Origin of the sequence: Blautia sp. NSJ-175 (assembly GCF_022867815.1) — a bacterium.
Classification (GTDB): Bacteria; Bacillota; Clostridia; order Lachnospirales; family Lachnospiraceae; genus Blautia; species Blautia celeris.
The window spans coordinates 305,252-318,580 of sequence record NZ_JALIFQ010000005.1 but is presented as its reverse complement, the minus strand read 5'-3'; the positions used below and the strand labels follow the sequence as shown (position 1 = coordinate 318,580).

At 51.4% G+C, this 13,329-nt stretch carries 12 protein-coding genes; 7 read left to right on the top strand and 5 right to left on the bottom strand.

The window, feature by feature from the left end; all coding sequences use genetic code 11:
- Positions 1-22: 22 nt before the first annotated feature.
- From ygeW to MUB35_RS10655, 4 genes are read right to left on the bottom strand one after another with little or no spacing between them, the layout of a single operon-like run.
- A complete protein-coding gene (gene ygeW / locus MUB35_RS10670; protein WP_033142944.1) occupies positions 23-1,216 on the bottom strand; it encodes a knotted carbamoyltransferase YgeW in 1,194 nt (397 codons plus the stop codon).
- 47 nt (positions 1,217-1,263) lie between these two features.
- Positions 1,264-2,529 (bottom strand): YgeY family selenium metabolism-linked hydrolase, encoded by a 1,266-nt coding sequence (locus tag MUB35_RS10665; RefSeq protein ID WP_334295324.1) that lies wholly within the window; start codon positions 2,527-2,529, stop codon positions 1,264-1,266.
- 45 nt (positions 2,530-2,574) lie between these two features.
- Positions 2,575-3,783, bottom strand: a complete 1,209-nt coding sequence (gene dpaL, locus MUB35_RS10660) for a diaminopropionate ammonia-lyase (protein WP_033142946.1) — start codon at positions 3,781-3,783, stop codon at positions 2,575-2,577.
- Positions 3,780-4,436: a helix-turn-helix transcriptional regulator gene (locus tag MUB35_RS10655; protein WP_033142947.1), complete on the bottom strand. Its 657-nt coding sequence runs from the start codon at positions 4,434-4,436 to the stop codon at positions 3,780-3,782. Before MUB35_RS10655 ends, dpaL begins: the two co-directional genes overlap by 4 nt.
- A gap of 207 nt (positions 4,437-4,643) precedes the next feature.
- Here MUB35_RS10655 and MUB35_RS10650 point away from each other — a divergent pair, with 207 nt between their 5' ends.
- The 6 genes from MUB35_RS10650 to yqeC are packed head-to-tail and all read left to right on the top strand — an operon-like array spanning position 4,644 to position 11,776.
- Positions 4,644-4,880 (top strand): DUF3343 domain-containing protein, encoded by a 237-nt coding sequence (locus MUB35_RS10650; protein WP_033142948.1) that lies wholly within the window; start codon positions 4,644-4,646, stop codon positions 4,878-4,880.
- Between the two features lie 41 nt (positions 4,881-4,921).
- On the top strand, positions 4,922-7,492 hold the full coding sequence (gene xdh, locus MUB35_RS10645) for a selenium-dependent xanthine dehydrogenase (protein ID WP_244806183.1): 2,571 nt from the start codon (positions 4,922-4,924) through the stop codon (positions 7,490-7,492).
- A 6-nt stretch (positions 7,493-7,498) separates the two neighbouring features.
- Complete coding sequence (hydA, locus tag MUB35_RS10640) at positions 7,499-8,878, top strand: dihydropyrimidinase (protein ID WP_148392194.1); 1,380 nt, start codon at positions 7,499-7,501, stop codon at positions 8,876-8,878.
- Positions 8,879-8,932: 54 nt separating this feature from the next.
- Complete coding sequence (gene yedF, locus MUB35_RS10635; RefSeq protein ID WP_033142950.1) at positions 8,933-9,547, top strand: sulfurtransferase-like selenium metabolism protein YedF; 615 nt, start codon at positions 8,933-8,935, stop codon at positions 9,545-9,547.
- A gap of 31 nt (positions 9,548-9,578) precedes the next feature.
- Positions 9,579-10,394, top strand: coding sequence for a selenium-dependent molybdenum cofactor biosynthesis protein YqeB (gene yqeB / locus MUB35_RS10630; RefSeq protein ID WP_103731480.1), 816 nt, complete (start codon positions 9,579-9,581; stop codon positions 10,392-10,394).
- The gene (yqeC, locus tag MUB35_RS10625) at positions 10,391-11,776 is read left to right on the top strand and encodes a selenium cofactor biosynthesis protein YqeC (protein ID WP_244806182.1); all 1,386 of its coding nucleotides are present in this window, start codon (positions 10,391-10,393) and stop codon (positions 11,774-11,776) included. The genes yqeB and yqeC overlap by 4 nt, the downstream gene beginning before the upstream one ends.
- Before the next feature lie 37 nt (positions 11,777-11,813).
- Here the strand turns inward: yqeC and MUB35_RS10620 are convergent, their stop codons facing one another.
- Positions 11,814-12,134 carry a helix-turn-helix domain-containing protein gene (locus tag MUB35_RS10620; RefSeq protein WP_033142952.1) on the bottom strand — a complete coding sequence of 107 codons (321 nt, stop codon included), beginning with the start codon at positions 12,132-12,134 and terminating at the stop codon, positions 11,814-11,816.
- A gap of 289 nt (positions 12,135-12,423) precedes the next feature.
- Here MUB35_RS10620 and MUB35_RS10615 point away from each other — a divergent pair, with 289 nt between their 5' ends.
- Positions 12,424-13,296 (top strand): GGDEF domain-containing protein, encoded by an 873-nt coding sequence (locus tag MUB35_RS10615; RefSeq protein WP_244806181.1) that lies wholly within the window; start codon positions 12,424-12,426, stop codon positions 13,294-13,296.
- The last annotated feature ends 33 nt before the right edge of the window (positions 13,297-13,329 follow it).

Genomic DNA, 13,329 nt, shown 5'->3' with positions numbered 1-13,329 from the left:
GTTTCTTTCAGAGTAACCTGTTTTATTTGAATTTACGCGGCTGGTCGCGTTCTTCCAGTTTCTTTAAAACTTCTGCCGGGTCATCAAATTTGCTGAGCATGATCATGGCTGCAATGATGTATGGCTTGAAGCTGGCTTCCTTGTAAAGCGGTGTGCGGTAGCGGTCAAATACAGAGGCATCCACCTCACCGGATTCACAGCTTAAGCCTGTGATATCAGCAGGCAGGCAGTGCAGATAGAGGGCCTTGCCGTCCTTTGTGGTCTTCATCAGTTCCTCTGTGCATGCCCAGTCTTTGTGCTGTGCATTCTGTGCCAGAAGTTCTTTTTCCAATTTATCAATTCCTTCAAAGTCACCTTTTCCGTATAAGTCGGTTCTCTCTTCCATAGCTGCAAATGGTGCCCAGCTCTTGGGATATACGATGTCTGCGTCTTTGAATGCTTCTTCCATGCTGTTGGTGCGCTTGAAGCTGCCGCCTGTCTTTTCTGCGTTCTTCTTAGCCACTTCCTCAACTTCCGGCATAACCTCGTATCCTTCCGGATGCGCCAGAACCACGTCCATGCCGAAACGTGTCATCAGGCCGATCACACCCTGGGGAACAGACAGGGGTTTGCCGTAGGACGGAGAATAAGCCCATGTCATGGCAAGCTTTTTGCCTTTTAAGTTCTCCACTCCGCCGAACTCGTGGATGATGTGGAGCATATCAGCCATACACTGGGTAGGATGGTCAATATCGCACTGCAGGTTTACAAGTGTGGGGCGCTGCTCCAGAATGCCGTCCTCGTAGCCCTCTTTGACAGAATCGGAAACCTGATGCATGTAAGCATTTCCTTTTCCGATATACATATCATCACGGATACCGATCACATCAGCCATAAAGGAGATCATGTTGGCTGTCTCGCGGACCGTTTCCCCGTGTGCGATCTGGGATTTGCCCTCGTCCAGGTCCTGTACTTCCAGGCCCAGCAGGTTGCAGGCGGAAGCAAAGGAGAAACGTGTACGGGTGGAGTTGTCACGGAACAGGGAGATGCCGAGGCCGCTCTCGAATACTTTTGTGGAGATGTTGTTCTGGCGCATGAAACGAAGGGCGTCTGCCAGGGTAAATACAGCTTCCAGCTCATCATCTGTCTTCTCCCAGGTGAGGAAGAAGTCGTTTTCGTACATTTCTTTGAAGTTCAGTTTGTTTAATTTATCAATATAATCCTGTAATGTTTTCATGGTATGGATATCCTTTCTTTATATAAATTCAAATGATTCGGCAGCAGTTATCTGCAGTATTCAGAGGGGAGTGCAGCGTACACGGCAGCACATCTTACAAGGTCTTCTTTCCAGGTCTTCTCATTGGGTGCGTGCGCCTGCGCTTCCTTGCCCGGGCCAAAGCCGATGCATGGGATGCCGAAACGGCCCATAATGGAAACACCGTTGGTGGAGAAGGTCCATTTGTCAATGCGCGGCTCTCCGTACAGCTCTGTGTAAGCGGCTGCCATAGCCTCTGTCACTTTGTGGTCCTGGGGAATGACCCATGTGGGGAAGTAGCACTCGGTAGGATAGGAAAGTCCGGTCCAGGACGGGCGCTCATAGTTGTACATGGATACCTTTGCGCCGTATTTCTTCACGGACGGAAGGGCACGGATCTCATCCAGGCAGCTTTCCCAGGTCTCACCTGCAGTCATGCGGCGGTCAAGAGAGACAGCACAGGAGTCTGCAACTGCACAGCGGCTTGGGGAGGTGAAGAAGATTTCGGATGTGGTCACTGTGCCGCGGCCGAGGAAACGGGCTTCTTTCCACTCTTTGTTGTATTTTTCGTCCAGCATTTTTACAAGACCTTTGATCTCTGTGGAGTCCTCAGCGTCGTTTTCATTGAGGGCGCGCACTTCCTGGAGGATGTCAGCCATTTTGTAGATGGCATTGTCACCGCGCTCCGGAGCGGAACCGTGGCAGGAAACACCGGTCACATCTATGCGGATCTCCATACGGCCCCTCTGGCCTCTGTAGATGCCGCCGTCTGTAGGCTCTGTGGAAACTACGAATTCAGGTCTTACTTTGTCTTCGTTTACAATATACTGCCAGCACAGACCGTCACAGTCCTCCTCCTGAACAGTTCCTGTTACCAGAACGGTATAGCGGTCATCCAACAGTCCCTGATCCTTCATGATCTTGGCGCCGTACACAGCGGAGACAATGCCGCCGAGCTGGTCAGAGGTACCGCGGCCGCCAATCTCCGTGTCGGATTCGAAACCTTCATAGGGATCAAAATCCCAGTTGTCACGGTTGCCGATGCCAACGGTATCAATGTGGGCGTCAAAGCCGATGAGTGTTTTGCCGCTTCCCATATATCCTAAAATGTTTCCCATGGGGTCAATGACAACTTTGTCAAATCCCAGGGCGTTCATTTCCTGCTCGATTCGTTTTACATGGCCTTCCTCGCCGACACTTTCGCCGGGAATCCTTACCAGGTCCCTTAAAAATTTTGTCATAGCCTGCTCGTAACCCTGTGCTGCTTCTTTGATTTTACCGTAATCCATAATCATATCCTCCCAATACATTTATTCTTAATTATAAAATGGTTTCCTATATCAATTATACTGTTTTCCGTCCCACACGATTTCTTTATAACGCTGGGGGTCTGTGTCTCCCTCTGTTGAGAAGAGAAGCACCTTTGCGTTCTCATCCAGTTTCAGGAAGTCCCGCAGTTCCCTGTATTCTTCCTGCTCCATGATGGCGCTGAGAAGTCCCATACCCACAGCACCGGATTCCCCGCTTGTCACCTGGGGGTCTCCTTTTACGGGAGCTGCCAGCATGCGCATGCCTCTGGCGGATACCCAGTCAGGACAGGATGTAAATACAGATACATGGTTCTTTAAGATATCCCATGAAATGGTGTTCGGCTCTCCGCATGCAAGACCTGCCATAATGGTTGGCATATCGCCGTCCACAATACGGATCTGGCCGTCAGCAGCCTTGGCGCCTTTGTAGAGGCAGGCGGCTGAATCCGCTTCCATGACTACGACTACAGGCGGATTGTCGGGATAGCGGTTTGCGAAATATCCCTGTACGGCTCCGGCCAGGGAACCCACGCCTGCCTGGATGAAGATGTGGGTGGGGCGGTCACAGCCGTATTCGCCGAGCTGTTCGTCGGCCTCGGAAGCCATGGTTCCGTAACCCTGCATGATCCAGGATGGAATCTCCTCATAGCCGTCCCATGCAGTATCCTGCACCATGACACCGTTTGGTGTCTGCTCTGCCATGGCGTTTGCCCGGCGGACACATTCGTCATAATTGACATCTGTGATGGTGGCATCTGCGCCTTCTTTTAAGATATTTTCAAGACGTGTCTGGGTGGAGCCTTTTGGCATGAGGACTACAGATTTCTGTCCCAGCCTGTTTGCCGCCCAGGCAACGCCGCGTCCGTGATTGCCGTCCGTTGCGGTGAAGAATGTGGCCTGCCCGAATTCTTTTCTGAGCTCCTCAGAGGTGAGGACTGCGTAGGGCAGTTCGCTTACATCCCTGTGGGTCTGTTTGGCAATGTAGTTTGCCATGGCGAAGGACCCGCCCAGCACCTTGAAGGCATTCAGGCCGAAGCGGTAGGATTCATCCTTTACGAAGAGTCCTCCCAGGCCCAGATATTCGGCCATGTGGTCAAGCTTTGCAAGCGGTGTTTTGCTGTACTGCGGAAAGCTCTGGTGGAAAGCTCTGGCTTTTGCTACATTTTCCAGTGACATGATCGGAAGAGAGGTGTCTGCCGTCTTCGGCATACGGTTCTCTGCCCATTGGATTTCTTTCATTTTTTTAGTTCCCCCTTTTCTTTGTTCACATCGGTATAGCTATATAAAGTATATTTGGAAATGCCGAAATAATTTGCCACCTTGTCGCCTGACTTGGTGATGAGGAAGGCGCCGGAGTCATTCAGAAACTGGATGGCTTTTACCTTGTCTTCCTTGGTCATCAGTGCCACCGGTTTGCCTACCAGGTTTACGGACTCCTCAATGAGGTGGTCTAAAAGGTCATTTACATTGTGGGTGATCTCCGGGGCAGCTTCTTTTTCTTTCTCCTCATCCGTGTCCGTCAGGTTGTGGATGGCGGCTTCTAAGGTGAGAAGCTTGGTAATATCATAATTAATACCGAGAATGTAGTGAAGCTCCTCCGCTTCGTCTTTTATGTAGAAAGTGGAAGATTTTAAAACTCTTCCGTCTGCCGTCCGGGTCAGATAACCGGCCCTGTCCGTCAGATTTTCCGGATGTGTTTCCTTTAACGCTTTCAGCACCACATTCGACGGGCCGTCCCCAAGTTGTCTGCCGGAGACATGACCGTTTTCCAGATAGACGATGGAGTGTTCCAGGTCTTTGGTCTTTAAGTCATGTATGACGATTTCGCAGTCCGGTCCGAACTGTCTGGCAAGACCGGCTGCCACCTGTTTCAGTAATTTCAATCTGCCCATAAGAAAGCTCCTTTCTGACAGGGTTCATTTTTTCTTGTTAATTCCATCATAGCATACTTTTTGGAGATTGCAAGAAGTTTTTACAAAAATTTTTAGGTTAACTAAAATATTTTTTAAAAAGTGTCCCGAATCCCTTGTAATAAGGGTCTGCAGGTGTTATAGTTAGACTATCAAAGCCAGCGTATGCAGCGAAAGGAAGGCAGAATTATGAGAGAGAGAACACTGAAGCTGGTGGTCACGTTCGGAACCACAACCAGGGCTATGGCAATGGAGAAAATGTGCAGGGAACAGGGGCTTCCCGGAAGGCTGATCCCTCTGCCGAGAGCAGTGTCAGCCGGATGCGGCTTGTCCTGGTGCACAGAGGTTCAGGAAAGAGAAAGAACGGAGAAAATGATGCAGGAGCAGGGTCTCCTGTATGAGGGTGTTTACGAAGTATTGGTGTAGGAAATGGGAACCATATGGGAGGTTCCGGATGGGAGGTTTTTATGTATACGTTCTATGTAAATGGAAAAGAGTGCAGAACCGAGAAGGAGGGCAGGCTTCTGGATTATCTAAGGGATGAGCTGGGCCTTACCGCGGTCAAGGAAGGATGCAGCGAGGGTGCCTGCGGAACCTGTACCGTGCTGGTGGACGGGAAGAAGATGAAAGCCTGTGTGGTCAAGCTTTCCAAGGCGGACGGCAGGCATGTGACGACTGTGGAGGGAATCCCGGAAGAGGAGATGAAAGTGTATGTGCACTGCTTTGCGGAAGCAGGAGCTGTACAGTGTGGTTTCTGTATACCGGGCATGATCATCTCCGCCAAGTCTCTGCTGGATGTGAACTTAAACCCCTCAAGACAAGATGTGAAAAAGGCCATCCACGGCAATATCTGCCGCTGTACAGGATATAAGAAGATAGAGGATGCCATTCTCATGGCAGCAGACTTTTTCCGGGAAAAACGTGAAGTACCTGGGGCAGAGGAAGATGGCGGCATAACCCGCAGATTCAAGCGTGTGGACGCAGAGGAAAAGGTCCGGGGCACGGGAAAATATGTGGATGACATCGTACTTCCGGATATGGCCTATGCAAAGGCTCTCCGTTCCCCATACCCCAGGTGCAGGATCAACGGCATTCATATAGAAAAAGCGCTGGCCCATCCGGACTGTGTGGCTGTCTATACGGCAGAGAATGTGCCGGAAAATATCTGCGGTCATATTAAGAAGGACTGGGATGTGATGATCCCCGTAGGCGGGATCACAAGATACGTGGGGGATGCCCTGGCGCTTGCCGTTGTGAACCATAAGGAAAATCTGGATGAAGTGTTAAGCCTCATAGAACTGGATGCGGAGGAACTGCAGCCGGTGACAGATCCCAGAAAGGCGCTGGAGGAAGATGCACCCAGGGTGCATGAGGAAGGCAATCTGCTGGCAAAGAAACAGTGTATCCGCGGGGATGCGGACACTGCCATCAAAAATTCCAAATATGTTGTGACACGCCACTACAGTCTTCCTTTTACAGACCACGCGTTTATGGAACCGGAATGTGCCATTGCTTTCCCTGAAGGGGAGGACGGTGTGCATCTGTACACCTCAGGACAGTCTGTGTATGATGAACAGAGGGAGATATCCGGGATCCTGCAGATTCCCCAGGAGAAGGTGGTTGTGGAATCCATGCTGGTAGGCGGCGGCTTCGGCGGCAAGGAGGATATGAGCGTGCAGCATCACGCAGCCCTCTGTGCCTGGCTCTTAAAGCGGCCGGTGAAAGTACGTTTTTCAAGGGCGGAGAGCCTGATGTGCCATGTGAAGCGTCATGCCATGGAAATGGACTTCACCACTGCCTGCGATGAAAACGGGTATCTGACCGGTATGAAAGCAGTGCTCTATGCGGATACGGGAGCTTACGCTTCTTTGGGAAGCCCGGTACTGGAGCGCGCCTGTACCCATGCAGCAGGACCTTATAATTATCAGGATGTGGAGATCATCGGATATGGTGTATACACTAACAACATTCCTGCAGGCGCATACCGGGGGTTTGGCGTGACCCAGAGCTGCTTTGCCACAGAGTTCAATCTGGACCTGCTGGCAGAGCAGGTTGGTATTACCCCCTGGGAGATCCGTTACAGAAATGCCATCCGTCCGGGACAGACGCTTCCCAACGGACAGATCGCCACACCGGACTGTGCTCTGGCGCAGACCCTGGAGGCGGTAAAGGAAGTCTATGATTCCCATCCCTATGCGGGAATCGCCTCCTGTATGAAGAACAGCGGAATCGGTGTGGGGAACCCCGATGTGGGCCGCTGTAACCTGAGGATACGGGACGGAAAAGTCCAGGTGCTCACCTCCGCTGCCTGTATGGGCCAAGGTGTCGGCACAGTGGCGATCCAGATCGTCTGTGAGACCACAGGACTGAAAGCAGACCAGGTGACACATAAGAAGGCAAACACCATAGACACGCCGGATTCCGGCACCAGCACAGCATCCCGCCAGACTCTTTTTACCGGGGAGGCCACCCGGAGAGCTGCGCTTCAATTAAAGGATGCCCTGCAGGATAAGGGTTCCCTGGAAGCGCTGGAGGGAGAGGAGTTCTATGCAGAATATACAGGTGAGACGGATGCCATGGGTTCACCGAAAGAGCATCCTGTCAGCCACATAGCGTATGGATATGCGACCCAGGTGGTGATTCTGGATGAGAACGGAAAAGTGACAGAGGTTGTGGCAGCACACGATGTGGGCACTGTGATCAATGTACAGTCCTGTGAGGGACAGGTGGAAGGCGGCGTAGTCATGGGACTGGGCTATGCCTTCACGGAGGATTTCCCCATGGTGGACGGAAGGCCTGTGCTGAGCTACGGAAAGCTGGGGCTTTTCAGGGCAACCGCCGCGCCGGATATCAAAACCATTCTTGTCACCTCCCCGGAGGTGCTCACAGAGGCATACGGGGCGAAGGGGGTGGGAGAGATCTCCACTGTTCCCACGGCTCCTGCATGTGCCCATGCCTATTACAGACTGGATGGGGTGGAGCGGAGAAAGTTGCCCCTGGAGAATACATTTTACAGGAAAGAAAAGAAGAAAGGGTGAGGTCATATGAAGCTGCTTTTACAGAACGGAACGGTTGTAAGCGGACAGGAAAGCGGAAAAAAAGATATCCTTCTTGACGGGGAGATTATCTGCAGGGTGGATACGGAGATATCTCCTGAGGAAGCGGATGAAGTGGTGGATCTGGAAGGAAAGCTGGTGTTTCCGGGATTCATAGACGCTCATACCCATTTTGACCTGGAGGTGTCCGGCACCGTAACGGCGGATGATTTTGAAAGCGGAACCCTTGCCGCCATAGCCGGAGGGACCACCACCATCGTTGACTTTGCCACACAGAATAAGGGGGAGACGCTGCGGGAGGCCCTTGCAAACTGGCATAAAAAGGCAGACGGAAGATCTTCCTGTGATTACGGATTCCACATGGCTATTTCTGACTGGAATGAGGAGACATCGGCCCAGATAAAGGATATGATCGAGGCGGGGGTAACGACCTTTAAGCTGTATATGACATATCCTGCCATGAAGCTGAATGACGGTGAGATCTACGAGGTCCTGAAACGGCTGCACGATATGGGCGGAATCGCCGGAGTGCACTGTGAGAATGCGGATATCATTGACGCTCTGATCCGGGAAGCAAGATCACAGGGCAGGCTGGATGCCGACACACATCCCAGGGTGCGCCCTGCCCAGCTTGAAGCTGAGGCTGTGCACCGCCTGCTTGTGACAGCGCGGACTGCGGGAACACCCATTATTGTGGTGCATCTCACCTGTGAGGAGGCGTACCGGGAGATCGAGCAGGCCAGAGCCGGCGGGCAGGAAGTGTACGCGGAGACCTGTCCCCAGTATCTGCTCATGGATGACAGCCTCTATGTGCAGGGCGGCGCGGAGGCGGCAAAATACGTCATCTCTCCGCCTCTCCGCAAGAAAAAGGATCAGGAATGCCTCTGGAAAGCATTAAAGGAGGACCGTATCCAGACCGTATCCACGGACCACTGCAGTTTTACCACCGGGCAGAAAGCCATGGGAAAAGAGGACTTTACAAAGATACCAAACGGCATGCCGGGTGTGGAGACAAGGGGAACTTTACTCTACACATACGGGGTGAGGGAAGGAAGGATATCCCCGGAACAGATGTGCCGCGTTCTGTCTGAAAACCCGGCTAAACTCTATGGCATGTACCCGCAGAAGGGATGCATCGCCGCGGGAAGCACAGCGGATCTGGTCATACTGGACCCGGAAAAGGAAGCTGTGATCTCCGCAGATACCCAGCACTATGCCATGGATTATGCCCCCTTTGAGGGAACAAAAATAAAAGGATGTATTGACAAAGTTTATTTGCATGGTACTCTTGTAGTAGACGAAGGTACCGTACAGGTGAAAAAAGCGGGCAGATATGTGCCCAGACAGAAGTATACGGCGCCTCAGTAAAATAGAAAAAGGTGTAACAGCTCAGGTATCTGAACGGTTACGAAAGGGTGACATATGGAACAGAGAATAGACGCAAAAGGACTTGCCTGCCCGAAGCCGGTGATATTAGCAAAAAAGGCCATGGACGCCTGCGGCCGGAATGATGTAGTCCTCATCACAGTGGACAATGAGATGGCAGTGGAAAATCTGCGAAAACTGGCGGCATCACAAGGTGCGGAATATGCCTCCGAAAAGCTGGGGGAAAAAGAATACAGCGTGAGAATAACCGTGACCGGGGAAAATGAAAATAAGACGCAGACAGAAATCCCGGTGACCTGTTCGATTCCCGCCGCGGACAATACCGTTGTGGTCATCTCCTCGAGAGAGATGGGAAACGGGGATGAGGTTCTGGGGAAAATACTGATGAAAGGATTTATCTATGCCCTGACACAGCTTCCGAAACTTCCGAAAACGGTACTGTTATACAATGGCGGTGCCTATCTGTCCTGTGAGGATTCTGAGTCTCTGGAAGATTTGAAAAAGCTGGACGGGGAAGGCGTGGAGATCCTCACCTGCGGAACCTGTCTGAACCATTACGGAATCACGGAAAAACTGGCAGTGGGCAGAGTGACTAATATGTATGAGATTGTGGAAAAACAGGCAGATGCCGGTAAGATCATACGTCCATAGAGCAGCATAAGACTGGTTAGGAGAACGGATTATGAGACCAATTGTAGTAAGAGGAGGCGGCGATCTGGCAACAGGGACCATTCATCGTCTCAGCAGAAGCGGATATCCTGTCGTCATTCTGGAGACTGACAGGCCATCCGCGATCCGCAGGCTGGTGGCTTTTTCCCAGGCTGTTTATGACGGGGAGACAGAAGTGGAGGGTATGGTGTGCAGAAGGGTGGAGAGTGCTGAGGCGGCTCTCGCTTTGGCGGCGCCTCTGGCCCCTGTCCTTTTAGTGGACCCTGCGTGCAGCTCTCTTGATACATTGCGGCCGGAGGTTCTTGTGGATGGGATTCTGGCAAAACGGAATCTGGGTACCACAAGGGATATGGCAGAACTGACCATTGCCCTTGGGCCGGGATTTGAGGCCGGGCGTGATGTGGATTATGTGGTTGAGACAAAGCGGGGGCATTATCTGGGCAGAATACTGAATAAGGGCTTTGCCATACCAAATACAGGGGTTCCGGGAATGATCGGCGGCTGCGGAAAAGAGAGGGTGATCCACTCGGACCGGGCCGGTGTATTTTGGGCAGAGGCATCCATCGGTGACTGGGTGGAGGCAGGAACCCCGGTAGGATATGTGGAGACTTCGGATGGACAGCGTTATCCGCAGAGAACCGTGATTTCCGGTGTGCTCCGGGGTATACTGCCGGACGGCTACCGGGTGACAGAGCATTTCAAGTCCGCGGATGTGGATCCCAGGGAGGAATCCGGGGCGCACTGTACCCTGATCTCAGATAAAGCCAGATGTATTGCGGGCAGTGTACTGGAACTGGTCAGTGCCTTTGAAAAGGGTGTATTGAAATGAAGAAAATGCTGTTGGATATGCTGAAAAGTACAGGGAGATGGCCGGAAAAACCGGTGATCTCCCTTGTGGGCGCAGGGGGGAAGACCACCTGCGCCTATCTGTTGGCGGAGGAACTGGCAGGAGAAGGGAAAAAGGTTCTGGTCACTACCACCACTCATATGGAGCATCCGAACTTTTTGGGGAGAAACGGCGCCATTGACCAATCCCCGGAAGAGATAGCGGCAGCTCTGGAGAGATCCCCCATCGTGACAGCCGGCACGTCCGGCCCGGGAGGCATGAAGATGCGGGCACTGCCGGAGGAGGTTTTTGGCGCAGTGCTGCCTTATTTTGACGCGGCTGTCATAGAGGCGGACGGCTCAAAGCGCCATCCCTTTAAAGTTCCGGCCTCCCATGAACCGGTGATCAGAAAGGAGACAACGCATATTATGATCCTGGCGGGTATGCCTGCAATGGGCAGGCCTCTTTGCCGGGTCTGCTTCCGAATGGAGGAGGCAGAAAAACTGCTCTTGGAGACAGAAAACAGAGGTCCGGCAGAAGACGGCAGGGACGGTTCTTTGGCAGAACGGATACTGACACCGGGACTTGCCGGGCGGCTTTTGGAGGCGGGATATGTACAGCCCCTGAAAAGGCAGTTTCCGGATGCGGCGCAGATGATCCTGCTGAACCAGACAGAGGACGCGGCGGCTGTGGAGGAACTGCAGAAAAGTACCAGTGTACCTGTGTTTGGAAGGCCTTCTGACCCTGTGCGGGCCAATGGGAGAATCCATCTGATTCTTCTGGCCGCAGGCTTTTCCAGGCGGTTTGGGGAGAATAAACTGCTCTTTGAACTGGATGGCAGGCCCATGTATCAGTATCCCATGGAAATCTTCAGGACACTGAAGGCGGTCAGAAGGGATATTGCCTCTGTCTGCGTGGTGAGCCAGTATGCCCGGATTCTGGAGACAGCCGGAGAATACGGATTTTGTCCCGCGGAAAACCAGGAGAGTGCGGAGGGTATTTCCTCCTCTTTGAAGCTGGGCATTAAAAAAAGCAGGGAGGCGGACAAAACTGACGGGACAGAGGAACATTTTTACTGCTTTTTTGTGGCTGACCAGCCCCATCTGAGGGCAGATACCGTGAACCGTTTTCTGGATGGATTTTTAAGGAGCGGAAAGAAGATCGGATGTCTTGCAAGCGGAGACACGACGGGAAATCCGGTTATTTTTCATGAGAGTTATGTACCGGAGCTGATGGGTCTAAAGGGAGATACAGGAGGGAAGAAAGTGCTGAAAAGGCATCCGGAGGAAGTATTTCTCTGTGATGTGGGCGAAGAACTGCAGCTCCATGACTATGACAGCAGACAGTCATTGGAAGACAGAAGAATAAAAGGAAATGCAGAATGAGATTATGGGCAGAAAGTGTGCACAGCATACTTTCTGCTCATTTTTGTGCGAGAAGCTTTGCCAGATTGAGAAGTACCCCTGCCTGTTCTTTGTTTAACTGGCGATAGAGACGAACCAGTTCCGCTTCACAGGGTGAGGGGTAAAGAATATTGGATTTTTCAGATTCCTCATTGAAAAATTCCGAGAGACGCATTCCAAGGGGAGACAGCAGTGCGGTTAGAATTTCTATGCTGGGTACACTCTCACCCTTTTCCACTCTCCTGATATAGTTAATGGAGACATCGCTTAATTGAGAGAGCTTATAGACACTTATCTGTTTATCTTTGCGCAGCCGGGCCAGATTTTCACCAATGTTCATAAGAAACCTCCCTTTTCTATGAGATACATATACAGCATTGCATAAAATATGGTAAATATGGCACATGCCATTTATGACACTGTTCGGATCATTCATATACCAGTATATGCACTATATTATGCTCCAATGGGTATAAAATTATAAGCCAACAATTGTTGTTTACAATAGTGTTATATTGTTGTATTATAATAGATATTCGGTGATTGTCCGGACAGGCCGGCACAACACATGCGCCGGCCGTGCATAAGAGCAGTTACGAGATATGTTGATTTGAAAGGTGGTGACAGGATTGGTCTATACCGTGATTTTTGAGGTGGACATAAAGAATAACCAGATATTATTTTTTCATACAGGCTCCCTGTCGGTAAAGCTGAAAGCGGGAATCCTGTACGATTACGAGAAATTCCTGGAACAGTTTATTCTGGATAATGTCTATGAAGAGGAGAAGATAGACCTCTACCAGAATTTTAATATCGAGGCGCTCAGAAGCGCTTCCGTAAATAAGAGAGAGAATATCACATGTGATTTCCGCCTCAGGCCGGAAGGAAACCAGGAATATCGCTGGTTTACCATGAGCCTCATGCTGCCACACGGGGCAGGCGGCGCGGTGGGAGCGATTCTGGATATCCACGATAAAAAAATGCATGAACTGGAGATGCAGCATCAGGCGTCTCATGATGCCATGACAAATCTGCTGAACCGCCAGGCGTTTGAGCGGGCAGTGTTTTCCTATTTTATGCAGGGAGGAAAATGCGGCGCGTACTGCCTGATGGATGTGGATGATTTTAAACGGATCAATGACACAAGAGGCCATGCTTATGGGGATATCGCTCTGATGAAGATAGCCAAAATACTCACGGAATCTGTTCCGGAAGGAACCATCACCGCCAGATACGGAGGCGATGAATTCTGCATGTTTCTGCCGGGGATGGACAGGGAAGAACAACTGGAACCCATTCTGAAAGAGATTCTGGCGCATGTAAAGAAGGAAGAGTACGGGGGAATGCAGCTTTCCTTGTCCGTGGGGGTGGCTTTTTATCCAAAGCACCGCACAGGGGATAAGAATTCCATAGGAAAATATGCAGATGTGGCCCTCTATAAGGCTAAGGAATCCGGTAAGGACAGCTACTGCTTTTACTGTGACGAGATGGGGGAGTTTTGAAAACATCGCGAAGCGTGCTGCCGGGTACGCAGT